The 19,071-nt window shown below is 44.7% G+C and carries 21 protein-coding genes and 1 riboswitch; of the genes, 19 read left to right on the top strand and 2 right to left on the bottom strand.

What is annotated here, in order from left to right; all coding sequences use genetic code 11:
- Window positions 1-346 precede the first annotated feature (346 nt).
- The 18 genes from JJQ94_RS19565 (at window position 347) to ung (ending at window position 16,252) form a co-directional block, all read left to right on the top strand.
- Entirely contained in the window at window positions 347-1,690 is a 1,344-nt protein-coding gene (locus tag JJQ94_RS19565; protein WP_099030202.1) for a Na(+)-translocating NADH-quinone reductase subunit A, read from the top strand.
- 2 nt (window positions 1,691-1,692) lie between these two features.
- Window positions 1,693-2,895, top strand: coding sequence for an NADH:ubiquinone reductase (Na(+)-transporting) subunit B (locus tag JJQ94_RS19560; RefSeq protein ID WP_010606097.1), 1,203 nt, complete (start codon window positions 1,693-1,695; stop codon window positions 2,893-2,895).
- On the top strand, window positions 2,885-3,634 hold the full coding sequence (locus tag JJQ94_RS19555) for a Na(+)-translocating NADH-quinone reductase subunit C (protein ID WP_010606098.1): 750 nt from the start codon (window positions 2,885-2,887) through the stop codon (window positions 3,632-3,634). The genes JJQ94_RS19560 and JJQ94_RS19555 overlap by 11 nt, the downstream gene beginning before the upstream one ends.
- Window positions 3,634-4,266 carry an NADH:ubiquinone reductase (Na(+)-transporting) subunit D gene (locus JJQ94_RS19550; RefSeq protein WP_010606099.1) on the top strand — a complete coding sequence of 211 codons (633 nt, stop codon included), beginning with the start codon at window positions 3,634-3,636 and terminating at the stop codon, window positions 4,264-4,266. Before JJQ94_RS19555 ends, JJQ94_RS19550 begins: the two co-directional genes overlap by 1 nt.
- Window positions 4,267-4,276: 10 nt before the next feature.
- The gene (gene nqrE / locus JJQ94_RS19545; RefSeq protein ID WP_045987684.1) at window positions 4,277-4,885 is read left to right on the top strand and encodes an NADH:ubiquinone reductase (Na(+)-transporting) subunit E; all 609 of its coding nucleotides are present in this window, start codon (window positions 4,277-4,279) and stop codon (window positions 4,883-4,885) included.
- A gap of 20 nt (window positions 4,886-4,905) precedes the next feature.
- Entirely contained in the window at window positions 4,906-6,132 is a 1,227-nt protein-coding gene (gene nqrF / locus JJQ94_RS19540) for an NADH:ubiquinone reductase (Na(+)-transporting) subunit F (protein WP_010372196.1), read from the top strand.
- Window positions 6,133-6,240: 108 nt separating this feature from the next.
- A complete protein-coding gene (locus JJQ94_RS19535; protein ID WP_099030130.1) occupies window positions 6,241-7,272 on the top strand; it encodes an FAD:protein FMN transferase in 1,032 nt (343 codons plus the stop codon).
- A 100-nt stretch (window positions 7,273-7,372) separates the two neighbouring features.
- Window positions 7,373-7,585, top strand: a complete 213-nt coding sequence (gene nqrM, locus JJQ94_RS19530; protein WP_010372193.1) for a (Na+)-NQR maturation NqrM — start codon at window positions 7,373-7,375, stop codon at window positions 7,583-7,585.
- 80 nt (window positions 7,586-7,665) lie between these two features.
- Window positions 7,666-8,265, top strand: coding sequence for a histidine phosphatase family protein (locus JJQ94_RS19525; protein WP_099030131.1), 600 nt, complete (start codon window positions 7,666-7,668; stop codon window positions 8,263-8,265).
- 18 nt (window positions 8,266-8,283) lie between these two features.
- Window positions 8,284-8,411: riboswitch (cobalamin riboswitch) on the top strand.
- Window positions 8,412-8,480: 69 nt separating this feature from the next.
- A complete protein-coding gene (locus tag JJQ94_RS19520; protein ID WP_099030132.1) occupies window positions 8,481-9,278 on the top strand; it encodes an ABC transporter ATP-binding protein in 798 nt (265 codons plus the stop codon).
- A complete protein-coding gene (locus tag JJQ94_RS19515; RefSeq protein ID WP_099030133.1) occupies window positions 9,275-10,300 on the top strand; it encodes a FecCD family ABC transporter permease in 1,026 nt (341 codons plus the stop codon). Before JJQ94_RS19520 ends, JJQ94_RS19515 begins: the two co-directional genes overlap by 4 nt.
- Window positions 10,293-11,348: a nicotinate-nucleotide--dimethylbenzimidazole phosphoribosyltransferase gene (gene cobT / locus JJQ94_RS19510; protein ID WP_099030134.1), complete on the top strand. Its 1,056-nt coding sequence runs from the start codon at window positions 10,293-10,295 to the stop codon at window positions 11,346-11,348. Before JJQ94_RS19515 ends, cobT begins: the two co-directional genes overlap by 8 nt.
- A complete protein-coding gene (locus JJQ94_RS19505) occupies window positions 11,348-12,130 on the top strand; it encodes an adenosylcobinamide-GDP ribazoletransferase (RefSeq protein WP_099030135.1) in 783 nt (260 codons plus the stop codon). Before cobT ends, JJQ94_RS19505 begins: the two co-directional genes overlap by 1 nt.
- Window positions 12,130-12,669 (top strand): bifunctional adenosylcobinamide kinase/adenosylcobinamide-phosphate guanylyltransferase, encoded by a 540-nt coding sequence (gene cobU, locus JJQ94_RS19500; RefSeq protein WP_099030136.1) that lies wholly within the window; start codon window positions 12,130-12,132, stop codon window positions 12,667-12,669. Before JJQ94_RS19505 ends, cobU begins: the two co-directional genes overlap by 1 nt.
- Window positions 12,666-14,138 carry a cobyric acid synthase gene (locus JJQ94_RS19495; protein WP_099030137.1) on the top strand — a complete coding sequence of 491 codons (1,473 nt, stop codon included), beginning with the start codon at window positions 12,666-12,668 and terminating at the stop codon, window positions 14,136-14,138. The genes cobU and JJQ94_RS19495 overlap by 4 nt, the downstream gene beginning before the upstream one ends.
- A 1-nt stretch (window position 14,139) precedes the next feature.
- Window positions 14,140-14,736: a cob(I)yrinic acid a,c-diamide adenosyltransferase gene (cobO, locus tag JJQ94_RS19490; RefSeq protein WP_099030138.1), complete on the top strand. Its 597-nt coding sequence runs from the start codon at window positions 14,140-14,142 to the stop codon at window positions 14,734-14,736.
- Window positions 14,736-15,587 (top strand): cobalamin-binding protein, encoded by an 852-nt coding sequence (locus tag JJQ94_RS19485; RefSeq protein WP_099030139.1) that lies wholly within the window; start codon window positions 14,736-14,738, stop codon window positions 15,585-15,587. Before cobO ends, JJQ94_RS19485 begins: the two co-directional genes overlap by 1 nt.
- On the top strand, window positions 15,584-16,252 hold the full coding sequence (ung, locus tag JJQ94_RS19480; protein WP_017216385.1) for a uracil-DNA glycosylase: 669 nt from the start codon (window positions 15,584-15,586) through the stop codon (window positions 16,250-16,252). The genes JJQ94_RS19485 and ung overlap by 4 nt, the downstream gene beginning before the upstream one ends.
- Window positions 16,253-16,292: 40 nt before the next feature.
- Here the strand turns inward: ung and JJQ94_RS19475 are convergent, their stop codons facing one another.
- Entirely contained in the window at window positions 16,293-16,484 is a 192-nt protein-coding gene (locus tag JJQ94_RS19475) for a DUF3545 family protein (protein ID WP_099030140.1), read from the bottom strand.
- A gap of 406 nt (window positions 16,485-16,890) precedes the next feature.
- Window positions 16,891-17,841 carry a transaldolase gene (gene tal / locus JJQ94_RS19470; RefSeq protein WP_099030141.1) on the bottom strand — a complete coding sequence of 317 codons (951 nt, stop codon included), beginning with the start codon at window positions 17,839-17,841 and terminating at the stop codon, window positions 16,891-16,893.
- Window positions 17,842-18,113: 272 nt separating this feature from the next.
- Between tal and yaaA the strand changes: the two genes are divergently transcribed.
- On the top strand, window positions 18,114-18,890 hold the full coding sequence (yaaA, locus tag JJQ94_RS19465) for a peroxide stress protein YaaA (RefSeq protein WP_099030142.1): 777 nt from the start codon (window positions 18,114-18,116) through the stop codon (window positions 18,888-18,890).
- Window positions 18,891-19,071 lie beyond the last annotated feature (181 nt).

Below are 19,071 nucleotides of genomic sequence, written 5' to 3'. Positions count from 1 at the left end.
TGCAGATTAGGGTAAGAAAAATTTTATCTATGCAACTTTGGTCTATACTCCTTCCAGTGATGGATTTTTCAACTAATCTAAATCCACGTTAAAGTCGTATTAATTTCATAATTCCACTCGCATACTCAGTACGATTAATGTTAAAATCAGAGAAATATGTGAGGACTTTTATCACGACGCTGCTTTTTTGTGCGCGTTGAGAGGTATTTTAAAGGGGCTTGTTTGGGAACCCTATCCGGACTCATAACTTTCTGCTCTTTATACCTAATACTTAGTACAAACGAGGTGGCGCTGTGGTGACTAAAGATATTTTCAGTTTCTTTCCGTTAATGTAATGCAAGTGCGTATGATCAACATAAAAAAAGGTCTGGACTTACCAATAGAGGGCGCACCTCAGCAAGTTATTCATGATGGTTCTGCTGTCAAACGAGTAGCTGTGCTAGGTGAAGAATTCATCGGTATGCGTCCTACCATGCATATTCGTGTGGATGACCAAGTCAAAAAAGGCCAAGTTCTTTTTGAAGATAAAAAGAACCCAGGCGTCAAGTTTACTGCGCCAGCTTCTGGTGTAGTTAAAGAAATTAACCGTGGTGCTAAGCGTGTACTTCAATCCGTTGTGATCGAAGTTCAAGGCGACGAGCAAATCACTTTCGAGAAGTTTTCAGCTGCTGATTTAAGCAACTTAGACTCTGAAAAAGTGAAGGAAGTGCTAATCGAGTCTGGTCAATGGCCAGCGCTTCGTGCACGTCCATTCAGCCGTGTCGCTGTGCCGAGTGCAACACCTAGCTCAATCTTTGTGACAGCAACAGATACTAATCCGTTAGCAGCAGATCCTGCTGTTATCATCGCAGAAAACGTGGAAGCGTTTGAAGCGGGTCTAGCGGTTGTATCTCGTTTGACTGAAGGCAAAGTATTTGTGTGTAAGAAAGCGGGTGCTAACGTACCTAGTTCTTCTATCTCACAAGTAGAAGTTCATGAGTTTGCAGGTTTGCACCCAGCAGGTAACGTGGGTACTCACATTCACTTCCTAGATTCTGTAGGTACAAACAAGCAAGTTTGGCACATTGGTTACCAAGATGTCATCGCGTTTGGTAAGTTGTTCCTGACAGGTGAAATCTACTCAGATAGAGTTATTGCTCTAGCAGGTCCTCGAGTTAAGAACCCTCGCTTAGTAAAAACTCATGTCGGTGCGTCGCTAACAGATTTAGTTGCAGGCGAGCTTGAAGACGGTGATAACCGAGTCATTTCTGGCTCTGTGTTAGCTGGTAAAACAGCAACTGGCCCTCACGCTTACCTTGGTCGTTACCATACTCAAGTATCAGTTTTACTTGAAGGTCGCGAGAAAGAGCTATTTGGCTGGATCGCTCCGGGTAGTGACAAATTCTCAGTAACACGTACATTCATTTCACACTTAGCACCTAGCCGTTTGTTCAAGATGACAACGTCTACTGGTGGTTCTAAGCGTGCGATGGTACCAATTGGTAACTATGAGCGTGTTATGCCACTCGATATTTTGCCAACGCTATTATTACGTGATCTTATTTCACGTGATCTAGATTCTGCGATTTCGTTGGGTGCACTAGAGCTAGATGAAGAAGATTTAGCACTATGTACTTACGTATGTCCGGGCAAATATGAGTACGGTTCAATCCTACGCGATTGCCTGACTACTATCGAGAAGGAAGGTTAAAAATGGCCTTAAAGAAATTTTTAGAAGACATTGAACCTCACTTTGAGCCTGGTGGTAAACACGAGAAGTGGTACGCGCTTTACGAAGCCGTAGCAACTATCTTCTATACTCCTGGTTATGTAAACAAAGGTGCAACGCACGTTCGCGATAACATCGACCTAAAACGTATTATGATTTTAGTGTGGATGGCGACGTTCCCTGCAATGTTCTTTGGTATGTTCAACATCGGTCACCAAGCTGCGCTTGCACTAGGTAACGGTTTTGAGCTTGCTAATACTTGGCAGGTAGCTATTTTCCAAGCGCTTGGCGGAGAATTAACCGCTGATGCAGGTTGGGGCGCCAAAACGTTCTACGGTGCGTGCTTCTTCTTGCCTATTTATGCAACTGTGTTTGCGGTTGGTGGCTTCTGGGAAGTGTTATTCGCGTCAGTTCGTAAGCACGAAGTAAACGAAGGTTTCTTTGTAACCTCGGTTCTATTTGCGCTTATCCTGCCTGCAACAATTCCGTTATGGCAAGCCGCTTTAGGTATTACGTTTGGTGTAGTTGTTGCGAAAGAGATCTTCGGTGGTACAGGTCGTAACTTCTTAAACCCAGCTCTTGCAGGCCGTGCGTTCTTATTCTTCGCATATCCAGCTGATATTTCTGGTGACACAGTGTGGACTGCTGTTGACTCATTCTCTGGTGCAACTTATCTAGGTCAAGCTAGCGCAGGCGCTTTAGATTACAGCAATATGGACCTTTGGTTTAATGCGTTTTATGGCTTTATCCAAGGTTCTGTTGGTGAAACGTCGACCTTAGCTATTTTATTGGGTGGTTTGTTCCTCATTTATGTTCGTATTGCATCATGGCGCATTGTACTGGGCACATTCATCGGTATGGTTGTGATGTCATTTGTTCTAAATGCAATCGGTTCTGAAACTAATGCTGCGTTTGCAATGCCTTGGCATTGGCACTTAGTACTTGGTGGTTTCGCATTTGGTATGTTCTTTATGGCAACAGACCCTGTATCTGCGTCTTTCACAGACAAAGGTAAGTGGTTATACGGTGCGTTAATCGGTGTAATGGTTGTGCTTATCCGTGTTGTTAACCCGGCATATCCAGAGGGCATGATGTTGGCAATCCTATTCGCTAACCTTTTTGCTCCACTATTCGACCACTTCGTAGTGCAGTCTAATGTGAAGAGGAGATTGGCACGTGTCAACTAAGAATGAATCAATGGGCAAAACGCTCGGCGTAGTTGTTGGCTTATGTTTAGTGTGTGCAATCGTAGTATCTTTTGCTTCGGTTCAGCTTCGCCCTATGCAGCAAGCAAACAAAAACGAAGATATTCAACGTAACATTTTAGCCGTTGCTGGCTACGATAAAGTTAAAAACGTGTCTGAAGTTTTTAACCAAAATATCGAATCACGTGTTGTTAGTCTTAAAACAGGTGAGTTTGTAGAAGACGTTAAAGCGGAATCTTTTGACTTTGAAGCGACTAAGTTTGATGCCAAACGTAGTTACAAACTTTCAAAAGCAGAAGACAAAGCGGGTATTCAACGTATCACGAATAACTCTCCAGTTTATTTCGCAAAAGATGACCAAGGTAAAGTGTCTACTATCATTCTACCAATTCAAGGTTACGGCCTTTGGGGTGTGATGTATGGCTTCCTTGCACTAGAAGCTGATGGTGAGACGATTAAGTCAATCAACTTTTATAAGCACAGCGAAACTCCAGGTCTTGGTGGTGAAATCCAAAATCCTAAGTGGACTGCACTTTGGGATGGTAAAGAGCTTCCTATCGACGTAGTTAAAGGTAGTGCTGGCGGTAACGAACACAAGGTAGACGGTCTATCTGGTGCAACACTTACTTCTAACGGTGTTGATCACACAGTTGATTTCTGGACAAGCGACAAAGCGTTTGGTCCATTCCTTGCGAAAGTACGTAAAGGAGCATTGAACTAATGGCTAATGCAAAAGAAATGAAGGAAGTCTTGTTTGGTCCTGTTTTTGCGAACAACCCGATTGCACTACAAGTGTTGGGTATCTGTTCTGCACTGGCGGTAACATCAAGTCTTAAAAATGCACTTATCATGTCAATCGCGTTGACATTGGTTACTGCGTTTTCAAGTTTATTTATCTCAATGATCCGTAATCACATTCCTTCAAGTGTGCGTATCATTGTCCAAATGACGATTATTGCATCTTTAGTAATCGTTGTAGACCAAGTGCTTCAAGCCGTTGTTTACTCAACAGCAAAAGAACTATCAACGTTCATCGGCCTTATAATTACTAACTGTATCGTAATGGGTCGTGCAGAAGCATATGCAATGAAGTCGCCACCAACAATGTCATTCCTTGACGGTATTGGTAACGGCTTAGGTTACTCTGTTGTACTTCTAACAGTTGGCTTTATCCGTGAACTATTCGGTGCAGGTACATTGTTTGGTGTTGAAATCCTTCCACTTATTTCTGAAGGTGGTTGGTATCAGCCTATGGGTCTACTAGTTATGCCATTCAGCTCGTTCTTTATTGTTGGTTCTTTCATTTGGGTACTTCGTACTTGGAAGAAAGAGCAAGTAGAAGCGAAGGCATAAGGGGAGAGAGATGGAACAGTATATTAGTTTATTCGTTAAAGCGGTTTTCATTGAAAACTTAGCTTTATCTTTCTTCTTAGGTATGTGTACTTTCTTGGCGGTATCTAAGAAAGTAACAACGTCGCTAGGTCTAGGTATTGCGGTAGTTGTAGTACTTGGTATCTCTGTACCAGTAAACAACTTGGTTTATCACGCAGTGCTAGCGCCTGGTGCATTAGAGTGGTTAGGTTTTGCAGAAGTAGATCTTAGCTTCCTACGCTTCTTGACGTTTATCGGTGTAATCGCAGCGCTAGTTCAAATTCTAGAAATGACATTGGACAAGTTCTTCCCTGCACTATACAACGCACTTGGTATCTTCCTACCGCTAATCACAGTTAACTGTGCGATTTTCGGTGCGGTATCATTCATGGTTGAGCGTAACTTAAACTTCGGTGAATCTGTAGTTTATGGTCTAGGTTCAGGTGTGGGCTGGGCACTTGCTATCGTATTGTTAGCAGGTATTCGTGAGAAGATGAAGTATGCAGACGTTCCTGATGGTTTACGTGGCTTAGGTATTACCTTTGTTACTGTAGGTCTAATGGGCTTTGGCTTCATGTCATTCTCTGGTATTTCACTGTAAGGTAGCGAGGAAACTATACGATGGAAACTATTGTATTAGGCGTAAGCATGTTCATCGCTATCGTTGTGATGCTAGTGCTTATCATCATTGCAGCGAAATCGAAGCTTGTAGCAAGCGGTGACGTTACAATTGATATTAACGGCGATCCTGAAAAAGCGATCAAGACTCCTGCTGGCGGTAAGCTATTAGGTGCACTTGCAAACGCGGGTATTTTCGTATCGTCTGCATGTGGTGGCGGTGGCTCATGTGGTCAGTGTCGCGTACATATTAAAGAGGGTGGTGGTGATATTCTACCAACCGAACTTGACCACATCTCTAAAGGTGAAGCACGTGAAGGCTGTCGTCTAGCGTGTCAGGTTAACGTTAAAAACGACATGGAAATCGAAGTTGAAGAATCAATCTTCGGTGTTAAGAAGTGGGAATGTACTGTTATCTCTAACGATAACAAAGCAACTTTCATCAAGGAACTAAAACTAGGCATCCCTGAAGGTGAAGTTGTACCTTTCCGTGCCGGTGGTTACATTCAGATTGAAGCACCAGCTCACCATGTTAAATATGCAGACTATGATATTCCTGAAGAATATCGTGCTGACTGGGAACGTTTTGGTTTCTTTAAGCTAGAGTCTAAAGTTGACGACGAAACGATCCGTGCTTACTCAATGGCTAACTACCCAGAAGAGTTTGGCATCATCATGCTAAACGTACGTATCGCAACTCCGCCGCCAAATAACCTAACATTACCTTGTGGTAAGATGTCATCGTACATCTGGTCACTTAAAGAAGGTGATAAGGTTACTATTTCTGGTCCATTCGGTGAATTCTTCGCGAAAGACACAGATGCAGAAATGGTATTTGTTGGTGGTGGTGCTGGTATGGCGCCAATGCGTTCACACATCTTCGATCAGCTTAAGCGTCTTAACTCTAAGCGTAAGATGTCTTTCTGGTACGGTGCACGTTCTAAGCGTGAAATGTTCTACGTGGAAGACTTTGACGGCCTAGCTGAAGAAAATGATAACTTCCAATGGCATGTTGCCCTTTCAGATCCTCAACCAGAGGATAACTGGGAAGGTTACACTGGCTTCATTCATAACGTACTTTTTGAAAACTACCTTAAAGACCATGAAGCGCCAGAAGATTGTGAGTTCTACATGTGTGGTCCTCCAATGATGAACGCGGCAGTTATTAACATGCTTAAAGACTTAGGTGTTGAAGACGAAAACATCCTACTTGATGACTTCGGTGGTTAATTAGGTTTCGGTCTAACAATGAACTTAAGTTAGAATATAAGCCCTCCAGCAAAATGCTTTGCTCGAGGGCTTTTTTATACCCGTTTGTACTAAACTCAGGGAATTCTGATGCAAGCAAGTTACGCTTTTTTATCTAGATTTTTTATCATTTCGCTTTTATTCGTTTTTTTAACAGGGTGCCAAGACGCAAAACCTGAAGCTAAGGAAATCGTGCTGTCTGGTAAAACTATGGGCACGACTTACAACATTAAAGTATTCCCAGGTGAAAAGCAGCTCTCACAAGCGCAGCTGCACGATGAGGTTGAGCAAGCATTAAAGGTTGTTAACCAATCTATGTCCACCTATATCCCAGACTCTGAGATTAACCAGTTTAACCATTTAGCAGCGAATACCGTCATGCCTATCAGTGAAGACTTTCGCTTGGTAGTTGCAGAATCTATCCGCCTTGGAAAGTCGACCAAAACGCTTGATGTTACGATGGGACCGCTTATCGATTTGTGGGGGTTTGGTCCTGACAAAAGACCAACAATGCGCCCATCACAGGCTGAGTTAGACGATATGCGCACTCGCATAGGTGTCGATAAGCTTATTTTAAATGACAGTGGCCTTATTAAAACAGTTGCGGGGCTTGAATTATCATTCTCTGCAACCGCTAAAGGTTATGGCATAGATAAGGTCGCAGAGGTGATCGAAGGCCATGATATTCATGACTATATGGTTGAAATCGGCGGCGAGCTACGCGTTTCTGGCAAGAAGCCGGATGGTGAGTGGCGTATTGCTATCGAGAAACCCGATGCGCCTGTTGGTCAACGCCAAATTCACCGGGTGATAGAGCCGGGCAAAAACGGTATTGCAACTTCAGGAGACTACCGTATTTTTTATGAAATGGACGGTGAAACCTTTACACACCTTATTGACCCAACAACGGGTCGCCCAGTTAAACATGAGCTGGTGTCGGTAACGGTACTACATCCATCTGCGATGACGGCTGATGGCCTAGCGACAGCATTGACTGTGATGGGCACGGAACGTGCAAAGGCGTATGCCACTGAGCATCAACTCCCCGTGTATTTGATGTATAAAAGTCCTGAAGGGATCAAGAGTTACGCGAGTGAAGCATTTCAGCCGTACTTGAATTAAGCTGCACAACACCCCATAATTTAATTGTGAGTGACGCCATGAAAGCGTATAATTTGCGCGTCGTCACTCAATTCAATGTAGCAATAAAAGGGGCTAGATAATGTCTTTATTCCTCCTTACTTTCGGTTTACTTATGCTTATCGCTGTTGCGATGGCTGTAGGCGTTATCGTACAAAAGAAATCCATGGCAAGTAGTTGTGGTGGTTTGGGCTCAATGGGCATTGACAAAATTTGTGATTGCGACGATCCATGCGACAAACGCAAAAAGCGGTTAGCAAAAGAAGAGATGTGGAAAGAAAACCAGATCCTGTAACCGTAGAATGATATTAATTGAAAACGCAAGCTTAGCTTGCGTTTTTGCTTTTTGGGTAACAAACCTCAGGTTAAGTAAAAATGCAGCGGCAGCTATATTTTGTTCGTCATGGTGAAACGACCCTATCAGGCCATTTACTTGGAGTGACAGATCCCGAACTCAGTACCATAGGCGCTCAACAATTGCTGCAATCGTTAACGAGTCTAAGTGGCCTGCGGCGTATTATTAGCTCTCCAAGGAAGCGCTGTCTGAATACAGCTAAAGCCTTTGCAAAGCAGTATCAACTCCCCGTTGAGGTGGAGCCAAATCTCGCCGAATTTGATTTTGGATTATGGGATGGACAAGCTTATGATACGCTTTGGCGAGAGACCCAATCTCCAAGTATTGGCGATTTTTGGCAAAACCCTTGGCTGCACACGCCTCCTGAGGGTGAGTCTATGTATGATTTTCATCAGCGGGTCGCCACGTGGTGGCACAGCATTTTGGCGTCGCCAAGCGAAGAGTGTATCGCCGTCGTAGCCCATGCAGGAGTAATAAAAGCGCTTGTAGCACTTATTCTTGACCTATCGCCCGAACTTACCGCATACCAATCGAAGATAGATATTCCCTATGCGGGTATAGTAAAAGTTGAGGTTTTTTACGACAGCAGCCAAACTGCTTGGCCAAAAGTTGTATTTTAGACGTCTAGACTTCATAATATTGCAAATTTCGTGATAGGCAGATATTGGGAATGAGGTGTGAGTCCTCGACTGTCCCCGCAACTGTAAGTGCTTGAGCCTTGTCTCTTGCATAAGTCAGATACCAAGGCCTATCCATATACTTAAGCGGGCAGACTTAAGTCAAAGTTGTCGCTTGTCTATAAGCTACTACTTTGCCGTGCCCAATCAGAGGTGCTATGGCAGTCACTCCACAGTTTCAAGTCGATAAACTTAGCGTGCAGCTTGGTGGTAAGGCCATCTTAAAGGCACTCAGCTTTGCTATTAATTCGGGTGAGTTTATTGGCTTACTCGGACCGAATGGAGCTGGAAAGTCGACTTTGCTGCGCACTTTATATCAATACACAGCGCCAAGTTCTGGGACGCTATTTTTCAACGGTAAGCCGCTAACCAGTTATGGACGTAAGGCCTACGCGAGAAATGTTGCTGTGGTGCTACAAGAGATCCCCGCTGAGTTCACTCTGCCATTATTTGATATGGTATTGATGGGGCTAACACCGAACAAATCACTGCTCGCGACAACGACGGCTGCTGAAAAACAGGCAATCTTACATGCCATTGAGCAGGTTGGGTTGAGCCATAAGTTGGAGCAATGTTTTAGCTCGTTGTCTGGTGGAGAGAAGCAAAGGGCAATGATCGCACGTGCCATGGTGCAAGCACCTCAAGTATTGATTATGGATGAGCCCACCAGCCATTTGGACATTAAGTATCAAATCCAAATTATGGAGCTGGCCAAACAACTTGGCGTTACTATCATTGCGTCTTTTCACGACTTAAATTTGGCTAGCGCCTTGTGCGACCGCTTATTAGTATTAAATAACGGTGAGCTTGTTGCAGATGGGTCGCCACTTGAAGTCATTAACGAAACCCTATTAAGCCAAGTTTTTGGAGTATGTGCAGAGGTTTCTACTGTCCGTCATCCGCCAAATAACGGTGAGATCCCGCATATACGCTTTCATTACGGGTATCAGTTATGATTGCCGCAAAGCGAATCGCGTTGATCTCGATACTGCTATTGGCCTTGTGCTGTTTTAGCATGCTGATGGCTCTTAAGATAGGTGCGATTGATTTATCTTGGCATACGGTTATACAAGCGATTATTAATTTCGATCCCAACGTACTTCAACAACGGGTGGTAGTTGAGCTTCGTCTGCCACGGACGTTACTGGCGATGAGCGCAGGAGCAGGACTGGCGATAGCGGGTCTTATTTTGCAAACCGTGACGCGTAACCCTCTAGCTGATCCTTATTTATTTGGTATTTCTTCAGGTGCTTCATTCGGTGTGGTGGTACTTATCGCGCTGTTTGGTGCACAGTCCAGTTTAATGATGTCTGGCGCTGCATTTGTCGGAAGTTTGCTGTCTATCTTGCTGCTTTTATTTGTGGCAAAACGCAATGCACTGCAGCAGGTGGAAACTATGCTCTTGGCGGGTGTCGCACTTTCTTTCCTGTTCAGTGCCTTTACCAGTTTGTTGCTTTATTGGAGTGACCCTCAAGCCATCAGTGCAATCTTGTTTTGGAATCTAGGCTCGTTTGCAAGGGCGAACTGGCAATGGCTATGGCTTCCATGTTTAGTCGTGTTGCTGAGTTTTATCACGCTTTTAGTGATGCGTCGGCCACTCAACGCCTTGCTGCTCGGAGATGAGAGTGCCACCACGCTTGGCGTGAATGTAGGACGAGTGCGAATAGGTATGTTGTTATTGAGCTCCTTACTCACCGCAGTACTTGTGGCTGCGTGCGGTGGAGTCGGATTTGTAGGCTTGATGATCCCGCATATCGTGCGCTTTTTTATCTCGCAAGCAAAGGTCATTGGGCTTGTGGCCACCGCGCTTTGCGGTTCGCTTTTAATGCTATGGGTGGATGTATTGTCGCGCACTCTTATCGATAATCAGGAACTTCCCGTGGGCGTGATCACCGCCGCCATTGGCAGCGTGTTCTTCTTGGCATTGCTTATTTTCAAAAATCGCCGCTCTGGAGGCGTCGGAGTTACCCATGGTTAAACCGTTAGATACTCGCTTAAACAGGCTTATTCAACAGCGCATTGACTTAAAAACCAAACCACTAGGTGCGCTTGGTAAGCTTGAAGCCTTGGCTGCGCAGTTAGTACAGATCCTTTCACAAGGGCAGACGCAATTAAACATAGAGCACTTAGCAATAACACGCCCTGAAATGTTTGTTTTTGCGGGCGACCATGGTATTGCAAGCCAAGGGGTTTCTATTGCGCCAAGCGAAGTGACTGGGCAAATGGTTGCAAACTTTGTGCAGGGCGGTGCAGCGATCAACGTCTTTTGTCGGCAACTTGGTTGGCAGTTAACCGTAGTAGACTGTGGCACATTAGTGCCATGTGAGCCTGCGCCGAATTTGCGCTCACAGCGACTTGGCGATATTACTCATGCTTTTCATAAACAACCCGCGATGAGCGAAATGCAGCTCAAGCAAGGACTTGAATATGGAGAGCAAGTTGTGATGTCCGCTATTGAAGCGGGTAGCAACGTGATTGCTTTTGGTGAAATGGGGATAGGCAATACCAGTTCCGCAGCTGCAATTTTGGCAGCGCTCAGTGGTGCGAGTGTGGAATTATGTGTGGGGCGCGGTACAGGCATTGACGATGAAACGCTTTGCAAAAAACGGTCACTTATCAAACAGGCTCTAGAATATCATCAAGATAAGCTAGCGACGCCAGAACAAGTTTTGCAGCGCCTTGGTGGCTTTGAGATTGTGCAAATGGTTGGTGCCATGCTGGCGGTTGCACGGGCACAAAAAGTGATAATAGTAGATGGCTTCATCTCCACCGCAGCGGCTATGTTGGCAAGTAGAATAGCACCACATAGTAAGCAATATATGGTGTTTGCTCACGGCTCTATGGAGCAAGGTCATCAATTAATGCTGGAGCAGTTAAACGCTGAGCCATTACTACATTTAGATATGCGCTTGGGTGAAGGAACGGGAGCCGCTCTAGCGCTACCATTATTACAAGCTGCGCTAGGCTTTTTTTGCGAAATGGCAAGCTTTGCCGATGCCCACGTTACGCAAGTGGTAGACGCATAATGCAGTGGCAGCAAGAGTGGCGACTATTTAAGCTTGCCGTGGTGTTTTTAACGCGAGTGCCAATTCGTCTAGATCCTGCCCCTTCATCGTATGAACTCAACGAAGTGAGTGGTTACTTTTCTTTAGTTGGTTTATTTGTTGGTGGCTTCTCGGCCATGTTTGGCTATGTTGCCAGTGGTTATGTATCGCCAATGTTTGGTGCCGTTGTCGCACTGACTGCGGGTATTTTACTTACCGGCGCTTTTCACGAAGATGGTCTGGCCGATGTTTTTGATGGCTTTGGCGGTGGCTGGAGCCGTGAACAAAAGCTTGAGATCATGAAAGATAGCCGCCTTGGTACATACGGCAGTTGTGCGCTGATATTGCTGCTATTGGCCAAGTTCGCGCTATTGACCATGCTCTTTAATGACTTTGCAGTGACACTCGCTGCACTTATTTTAGCCCATAGCCTAAGCCGTGCCTTTGCGGTGTCTTTAATCGGTGCACTTAACTATGTACAGGCTGATAAGCTGAGCAAAGTCAAACCTGTAGCTAAATATCTATCGAAAGCTGCGGCGACTCGTCTTACGCTTACTACCATCGCGATTTTAATTTTCTGTTGGCCATGGCTTGCGCTGTCACTGTTCGACTTGCTGATGCTGTGCACTTGCTTATTTGTGCTAAGACGTGTGTGCATTAAATGGTTTAACGCTCAGCTCGGTGGTTACACCGGAGACTGTTTAGGGGCCGCGCAGCAACTCGCTGAGCTTGTTATTTTGCTTTTTATTGTGGGTCAACTTTAATGGCACAAATACAGTTAATACTGGGCGGTGCTCGCTCAGGCAAGAGTCGCTTGGCAGAGCAGCGCGCTATTCTAATGTTAGAGCAAGGTGCGGTGAACGAACTTTACTATGTTGCAACTGCAAAGGCTCAAGATGAAGAAATGAAAAGCCGAGTATTTGCTCACCAAATGCAGCGCGATAGCCGCTGGCAGCTAGTGGAAGAGCCGTGGCATATTGATAAGCTTATTGCTACTGCACGCGAAGATGCGCTGTTACTTATCGACTGTTTGACCTTATGGCTGAGTTTTGGTTTATGCGAAATGGGTAAGGCCGCGACCATAGACAAAAAAGAACATTTGCTGGCGGCACTAGAAAGCTGTGCCGCCACTGTTATTTTGGTGAGTAACGAAGTCGGGCATGGGATAGTGCCGCTGGGCGAATTAAGCCGTGAGTTTGTTGATGAGTCTGGTTGGCTCCATCAAGACATTGCCAAATTGGCCGACAGAGTCGATTTTGTTATTGCAGGCTTGCCACAATGTTTAAAAGGTAAAGACGTATGAAAACCTTAATGGTGCAGGGCACCACGTCGGATGCCGGTAAAAGTACACTGGTTGCGGGACTTTGCCGGGTGCTGCAACGTAGAGGTTTATCCGTTGCGCCTTTTAAGCCGCAAAATATGGCACTAAATAGTGCCGTCACGCCTTGCGGCGGTGAAATTGGTCGGGCACAAGCACTCCAAGCCGAGGCCGCAAAAGTCCCACTTTCCACAGACTTTAATCCTATTTTACTTAAACCAAACTCCGACACCGGCGCACAAGTGATCATTCACGGGAAAGCCATTAGCAATATGGAAGCAGCCGCTTATCATGATTACAAAAAGGTAGCGATGGAGGCCGTACTTTCCTCACATCAACGCCTCAGCGAACAATTTGAGCTGTGCATAGTGGAAGGGGCGGGGAGCCCTGCTGAGATCAATCTGCGTGAAAATGACATTGCCAATATGGGGTTTGCCTGTGAAGTTGCATGCCCCGTGATCATTATCGCTGATATCGACAAAGGCGGGGTGTTCGCACACTTGGTTGGCACACTTGCGCTATTAAGTGACTATGAACAAAGCTTGGTTAAAGGATTTGTGATCAATCGCTTCCGTGGTGATATTGCGTTATTGCAATCAGGACTTGACTGGCTCGAGCAAAAAACGGGTAAGCCTGTACTTGGGGTATTGCCCTATTTGCATGGCCTAGCGCTCGATGCAGAAGATGCGGTGACGGTGGACAATATCTGTGAACGGGGATCGTTAAGCGTCAGGGTTTTACTATTTCCTCATATTAGTAATCACACCGACTTTGACACCTTGCGCTTAAACCCTGAAGTGGATTTGCGTTATGTGCGCTATCAAGAATCTATCGGTCCTTGTGATTTAATCATTCTGCCCGGCAGCAAAAATGTGTTGAGCGATTTAACTTTCTTACGCAAACAGGGTTGGGCGGAAGAAATCAAACGGCACCTGAGGTACGGTGGTAAGGTACTAGGTGTGTGTGGCGGTTTGCAAATGTTAGGTAAGTTCATCAGAGATCCAAATGCGGTGGAATCAACTCTCGGTGAAGTCGCTGGGCTTGGTCTGGCTGACTTTGAGACCACACTTTCAGAGCAAAAAGTACTGACGCAAGTATCTGGCATTTGCCAATTGGATGAGCAAGGTGCTGAAATTTGTGGTTACGAAATTCATGCTGGGATCTCTTCTGGAGCGGCACTAGAGGTGCCATTCTTGCGATTTAGCACACATCCAAATAACAGTGTGAAAGATGGTTTTATCTCTCGAGATAATCAAATTGCAGCTACCTATTTACATGGTTTATTTGATACGGTCACCGCGACACAGGCTATCTTGTCTTGGGCCGGTAGTAAGCAAGCGGGAACAGCCGCGATTGATTTAGCGAAGCACAGAGAGCAGCAAATTACGCGTCTTGCCGACAGCTGTGAAGCACATTTAGATTGGCAAAAATTGATGAAAATAATTGAGGAATAACATGAGCAAACAACAAGATAAGCATCAGCAACGACAGCAAAAAGTAAAACAACAAGTCGATGAAAAAATTGCCGCGGCGCAGCAAGAGCAGGGTATTTTGCAAGTGATCACGGGTAACGGTAAAGGTAAGTCAACATCTGGTTTTGGCACCGTTGCGCGTTGTGTCGGTCATGGTATGAACGCTGCGGTTGTACAGTTTATTAAAGGAACCTGGGATTGTGGTGAACGCAATTTGCTCGAAAAAGTCGGCGTACCATTTGCGGTCATGAAAACGGGCTTTACATGGGAAACGCAAAACCGTGAAACCGATACTGCTGCTGCGCAGGCGACGTGGCAGCAAGCAAAAGTATGGCTACAAGATGAAAGCATCGACTTGGTATTGCTCGACGAAATTACGTATATGTTGAGCTATGACTATCTAGATTTGGACGAAGTCATAACGGCGCTAGAAAACCGTCCTACCATGCAGTCAGTGATTGTAACTGGGCGCGGTGCACATCGACGTCTGACCGAGCTTGCAGATACCGTGAGTGAAGTGCGTAATGTGAAGCATGCCTTTGAGGCCGGCATTAAGGCGCAAAAAGGGTTTGACTACTGATGCTAAAATTCGCCTTATTTATTGTTTTAGGTTTTACCTTTAGCATTAGTGCTAAGCCCGCAGAGCGGATCATCGCGCTTGCGCCTCATATTGTCGAAAATCTTTATGCAATAGGAGCTGGGAAGCGGATTGTAGGCACGGTCGCCTATGCAGATTATCCAGAATCAGCCAAGCAACTGCCTCAAGTTGGTGACTATCAAGGCATTTCGGTTGAGAAAATTTTGGCACTTAAGCCTGATCTGATAATCGCGTGGAAAAATGCAAGTCACGTTCCTATGCTTGAAAAGCTCGAAAGCTTTGGTGTTGACGTGATTTATAGTGAAGCGAAATATCTAGATAAACTACCCGAGGAGTTGCTACGCCTAGGTAAAATTACCGGCCTTGGAGCCCAAGCTCAGCAACAGGCTGATTTATTTGCTAAACGTTTAGATGAACTAAAAGCCCAGTATAAACAAAGCGCTAGCTTAGCTGTATTTTATCAATTGTGGCCATCACCGCTGATGACCGTGGGAGGCGAAAGTTGGTTACAGCAAGTATTTACTGTGTGTAATGTGAAAAATGTTTTTGCCGACGCCACCACGGACTATCCGCAAATTAGCATTGAGAATGTTCTGTTGAAATCACCACAAGTGATTGTGATCCCTGAAGAAAAGACTAAACAAGAAGTTAAATCAATTGCATGGCAGCAATGGCCTTCGATCCCAGCAGTAAAGTACCAACAAACTATTTCGGTAGATGCCGATCTGCTCCATCGTTATAGCTATCGTATGCTCGAGGGAATATCGGATTTATGTGGTAAACTCGACGTTTCTCGAAGCCATTATAATATGATGAAAAAAGGTGAAGCATGACAACGTGGAGTGACGTGTTAGGTCAGGAAAAACAACAAGATTACTTTAAACAAACCATGGATTACGTGGCAGAGCGTCGCGCTCAAGGTATAAATGTGTTTCCGCCCCATGAACAAGTATTTGAAGCGTTCAAAGTCACGCCTTTCGATCAGGTTAAAGTGGTGATTTTAGGGCAAGACCCCTACCATGGACCTAATCAAGCCCATGGCCTATGTTTCTCTGTGTTGCCAGGGATTAAGCCACCGCCGTCGTTAAATAATATGTATAAAGAGTTGGTGCAGGATATTGACGGCTTTCGCATACCTAATCATGGCTACCTAATTGACTGGGCTAAACAGGGCGTACTGCTGTTAAATACGGTGTTGACAGTAGAGCAAGGCCAAGCCCATTCACATAAGCATTTGGGCTGGGAGCGCTTTACAGATGTAGTGATTGAAAGGCTGAATGCCCACAGCGAAGGTGTTATTTTCTTACTTTGGGGCTCACACGCCCAGAAAAAGGGTAAGAGCATAGACACAAACCGTCACCATGTTTTACACGCACCACACCCTTCGCCGCTCTCAGCACATCGCGGCTTTTTTGGTAGTGGCCATTTCAGTAAAACCAATCAGCTGCTCACCCAAATGGGCAAACAGCCAATTGACTGGCGATTGGCCGAGCTATAGCAGATAAAAACCAAAAAGAGCGCCGTATAGGGCGCTCTTTTTAGTTAAAATCAAATTCGTCTAAATCAACACTGTCTGCGAAAATATCCAATTCCTGTAGTTCTTTGCGTAGTCGCTGTTTATCTTTTAGCGCTTCAATTTCACGCCATTTTCTTTTTTTGCCCTTAGATGAAGTTTTTTTCCTAATATCCGGACTTTCTAATAATTCTAATAACTCGTCTAGGGTATCCATGAAAATCTCCTATTGATAAAAACAACCTAAAGTGGCATTTGCTTTGGCTGTTGTTAGCACTACAACTGCAATGACACCGTTGATTTCTTCATACTATTTGGCAAACCTCGACATGAGGAACCGATAAAAGTCTGATAGCTAAAGTACGCTACAAACAACCCCGTGTTGCTTGCTTTTTGTACCAAAACCAGAAAGTAGCGGCATCAATTTTCACTTCAAGTGATATTGATATACCACAGACGGGATAAAAATAAAACACAATTGTGTCTTTTGGGTTAAAACCAAGTGACAGTTTGATGAAGGTCAATTCGGGTGATATCTAGGAGGTGTTCAGAAAGGTTTGTATTGAGAGCGATAACAAAAACGCCGCATTATGCGGCGCTTTGCAATCGAAAGTTTAAGGCGCTTATAGTGCTTTAAAGCGTGCGACTAGTGTTTCTTGCGCATCGGCAAATGAGCGAATACCTTCAGCAAGCTTTTCTGTGGCCATTGCGTCTTGGTTATGTAACCAACGGAACTCACTTTCGCTAAGCGCAGCAGGTTTTGCTTTAGGCGCAAAGTCAGCCTCAAGTAGGTAATCTTCGTTTGCAGGCATTGCAGCAAGCTCTTCTAATAGAGAAGGGCTAATCGTGAGCTTATCGCAACCCGTTAGGGCTAGGATTTCACCTGTATTTCTGAAGCTGGCGCCCATTACAACGGTTTTATAACCGTGCTGCTTATAGAATTCAAAAATACTACGAACAGATTGTACACCTGGATCTTGTAGTGGGTTAGTTGGCTTTTCTAAGCCATTGGCAACGTGCCAATCTAGAATACGACCAACAAATGGTGAAATTAAAAATACGTTTGCATCGGCACATGCACGCGCTTGTGCTTCGCTAAATAGCAGCGTTAGGTTACACTTAATACCTTCTTTTTCCAGTGCTTCAGCGGCTTTAATGCCTTCCCAAGTCGATGCAATCTTAATCAATATTTTGTCTTTGCTTACGCCTTGTGCTTCATATAAATTTAATAGTGTTTTTGCTTTTTCGATAGTCGCTTCGGTATCAAAAGATAAACGTGCGTCTACTTCGGTTGAGATATATCCCGGCACGGAGTTCGCGATTTCTTTACCAATCACAACGGCAAAATAGTCACAAGCAAGCGCTAATTGCTTGTCAGCGTCACTTTCATTGGCTTTGGCATAATCCCAAGCTTCTGTTAGATAAGGCTGATAAGCAGGTGTCTCTGCCGCTTTAAGTAAAAGAGAAGGGTTAGTTGTTGCATCCTCAGGCTGTAGCTTGCGGATGGCTTCAATGTCACCGGTGTCAGCGACGATTGATGAATGTTGTTTTAGCCTATCTAATGCTGAAGTCATGTGTTCCTCATTCCAATATTGATAACAGCGAAGTGATATTAGACGCCTTATGTTGCAACACCATGAAATAGCTGAATAGGTCATATGTCCGTATCGGGCGACATATCATACTCGTTATTTAGGGTTATTGTTATATAAGGTCGAGTTGTAAAACGAAGCTGTACTTTAACAGCGAATTGCTTAAACCCAAGTGAAAGCGGACAAACACTTGAAGTTACTTGGGGATAGTGTTGAAATTGACATTAATTACTAGCTAAGTCAATAGGCAAACCATGATCACAGTTATCTCTCCAGCGAAAAACCTAGACTATGAAACACCCGCACCAATCAAGATGCATACACAGCCAGAGCTGCTGGAGCATAGCGAGTCACTTATTCAAGTTTGTCGCGATTTATCACCACAGCAGATCGGTAGCTTAATGAAGATAAGCGACAAGCTCGCTGGCTTAAATGCGGCAAGGTTTGCCGAGTGGTCAGAGCCCTTTACACAAGACAATGCTAAGCAAGCTATATTTGCTTTTAACGGCGATGTGTATGTCGGTTTAGAAGCGCAAAGCCTAACTGAGGCTAATTTAAATTATGCGCAAAATCATTTACGTATCTTATCTGGGCTGTATGGCATCCTAAAACCACTTGACTTAATGCAGGCCTATCGTTTAGAAATGGGTACAAAGTTAAGTAACCCGCGTGGCAAAAACCTGTATGAGTTTTGGGGCACGATTATCGCTGACAAACTGAATAAGGTCATGGAAGGGGCACAAACACAATACTTGGTGAACTTAGCTTCGAACGAGTACTTTAAAGCGGTAGATAAGAAAGCGCTAAAAGGCGATATTATCACACCTATCTTTAAAGATTGTAAAAATGGTCAATACAAAGTCATCAGTTTTTACGCGAAAAAAGCGCGCGGTATGATGGCAAGGTATATCATTGAGAACCAAGTATCGGATTTGGAAAGCTTGAAAGCGTTTGATATTGCAGGTTATCACTTTAGCGAAGAAGCAACGCAAAAGGCTCAAGAGCCGGTGTTTTTGAGAGCAGAACAATGACAACAAAATTATGGGTAACAGCAATGTTCGCCGCTGTGTTTGTTAGCGGCTGTAGTGGACATTTTACAACTAGAGTCAGCAATGTGCCGGTCGATTGCGAAGGTGATTCACGTTCGTGTTCTATGAGCTGTCGCAAAGATTACTCGGATCCGATGCAAGTACAAAACTGTGAGGACAGGTG

The sequence above is a fragment of the Pseudoalteromonas sp. GCY genome (assembly GCF_016695175.1).
Classification (GTDB): Bacteria; Pseudomonadota; Gammaproteobacteria; order Enterobacterales; family Alteromonadaceae; genus Pseudoalteromonas.
Note: the sequence above shows the minus strand (reverse complement) of the source record. Positions and strands in the feature narration are given on the sequence as shown.

Bases quoted from the DNA above. Each gene is read 5' to 3' on its own strand.
- nqrM (WP_010372193.1), top strand. From the start codon at position 7,373: ATGTCTTTATTCCTCCTTACTTTCGGTTTACTTATGCTTATCGCTGTT.
- JJQ94_RS19475 (WP_099030140.1), bottom strand. From the start codon at position 16,484: ATGGATACCCTAGACGAGTTATTAGAATTATTAGAAAGTCCGGATATT.
- JJQ94_RS19515 (WP_099030133.1), top strand. From the start codon at position 9,275: ATGATTGCCGCAAAGCGAATCGCGTTGATCTCGATACTGCTATTGGCC.
- yaaA (WP_099030142.1), top strand. From the start codon at position 18,114: ATGATCACAGTTATCTCTCCAGCGAAAAACCTAGACTATGAAACACCC.
- cobT (WP_099030134.1), top strand. From the start codon at position 10,293: ATGGTTAAACCGTTAGATACTCGCTTAAACAGGCTTATTCAACAGCGC.
- JJQ94_RS19535 (WP_099030130.1), top strand. From the start codon at position 6,241: ATGCAAGCAAGTTACGCTTTTTTATCTAGATTTTTTATCATTTCGCTT.
- JJQ94_RS19495 (WP_099030137.1), top strand. From the start codon at position 12,666: ATGAAAACCTTAATGGTGCAGGGCACCACGTCGGATGCCGGTAAAAGT.
- cobU (WP_099030136.1), top strand. From the start codon at position 12,130: ATGGCACAAATACAGTTAATACTGGGCGGTGCTCGCTCAGGCAAGAGT.
- nqrE (WP_045987684.1), top strand. From the start codon at position 4,277: ATGGAACAGTATATTAGTTTATTCGTTAAAGCGGTTTTCATTGAAAAC.
- JJQ94_RS19525 (WP_099030131.1), top strand. From the start codon at position 7,666: ATGCAGCGGCAGCTATATTTTGTTCGTCATGGTGAAACGACCCTATCA.
- JJQ94_RS19485 (WP_099030139.1), top strand. From the start codon at position 14,736: ATGCTAAAATTCGCCTTATTTATTGTTTTAGGTTTTACCTTTAGCATT.
- JJQ94_RS19520 (WP_099030132.1), top strand. From the start codon at position 8,481: ATGGCAGTCACTCCACAGTTTCAAGTCGATAAACTTAGCGTGCAGCTT.
- JJQ94_RS19550 (WP_010606099.1), top strand. From the start codon at position 3,634: ATGGCTAATGCAAAAGAAATGAAGGAAGTCTTGTTTGGTCCTGTTTTT.
- nqrF (WP_010372196.1), top strand. From the start codon at position 4,906: ATGGAAACTATTGTATTAGGCGTAAGCATGTTCATCGCTATCGTTGTG.
- cobO (WP_099030138.1), top strand. From the start codon at position 14,140: ATGAGCAAACAACAAGATAAGCATCAGCAACGACAGCAAAAAGTAAAA.
- JJQ94_RS19565 (WP_099030202.1), top strand. From the start codon at position 347: ATGATCAACATAAAAAAAGGTCTGGACTTACCAATAGAGGGCGCACCT.
- ung (WP_017216385.1), top strand. From the start codon at position 15,584: ATGACAACGTGGAGTGACGTGTTAGGTCAGGAAAAACAACAAGATTAC.
- JJQ94_RS19505 (WP_099030135.1), top strand. From the start codon at position 11,348: ATGCAGTGGCAGCAAGAGTGGCGACTATTTAAGCTTGCCGTGGTGTTT.
- tal (WP_099030141.1), bottom strand. From the start codon at position 17,841: ATGACTTCAGCATTAGATAGGCTAAAACAACATTCATCAATCGTCGCT.
- JJQ94_RS19560 (WP_010606097.1), top strand. From the start codon at position 1,693: ATGGCCTTAAAGAAATTTTTAGAAGACATTGAACCTCACTTTGAGCCT.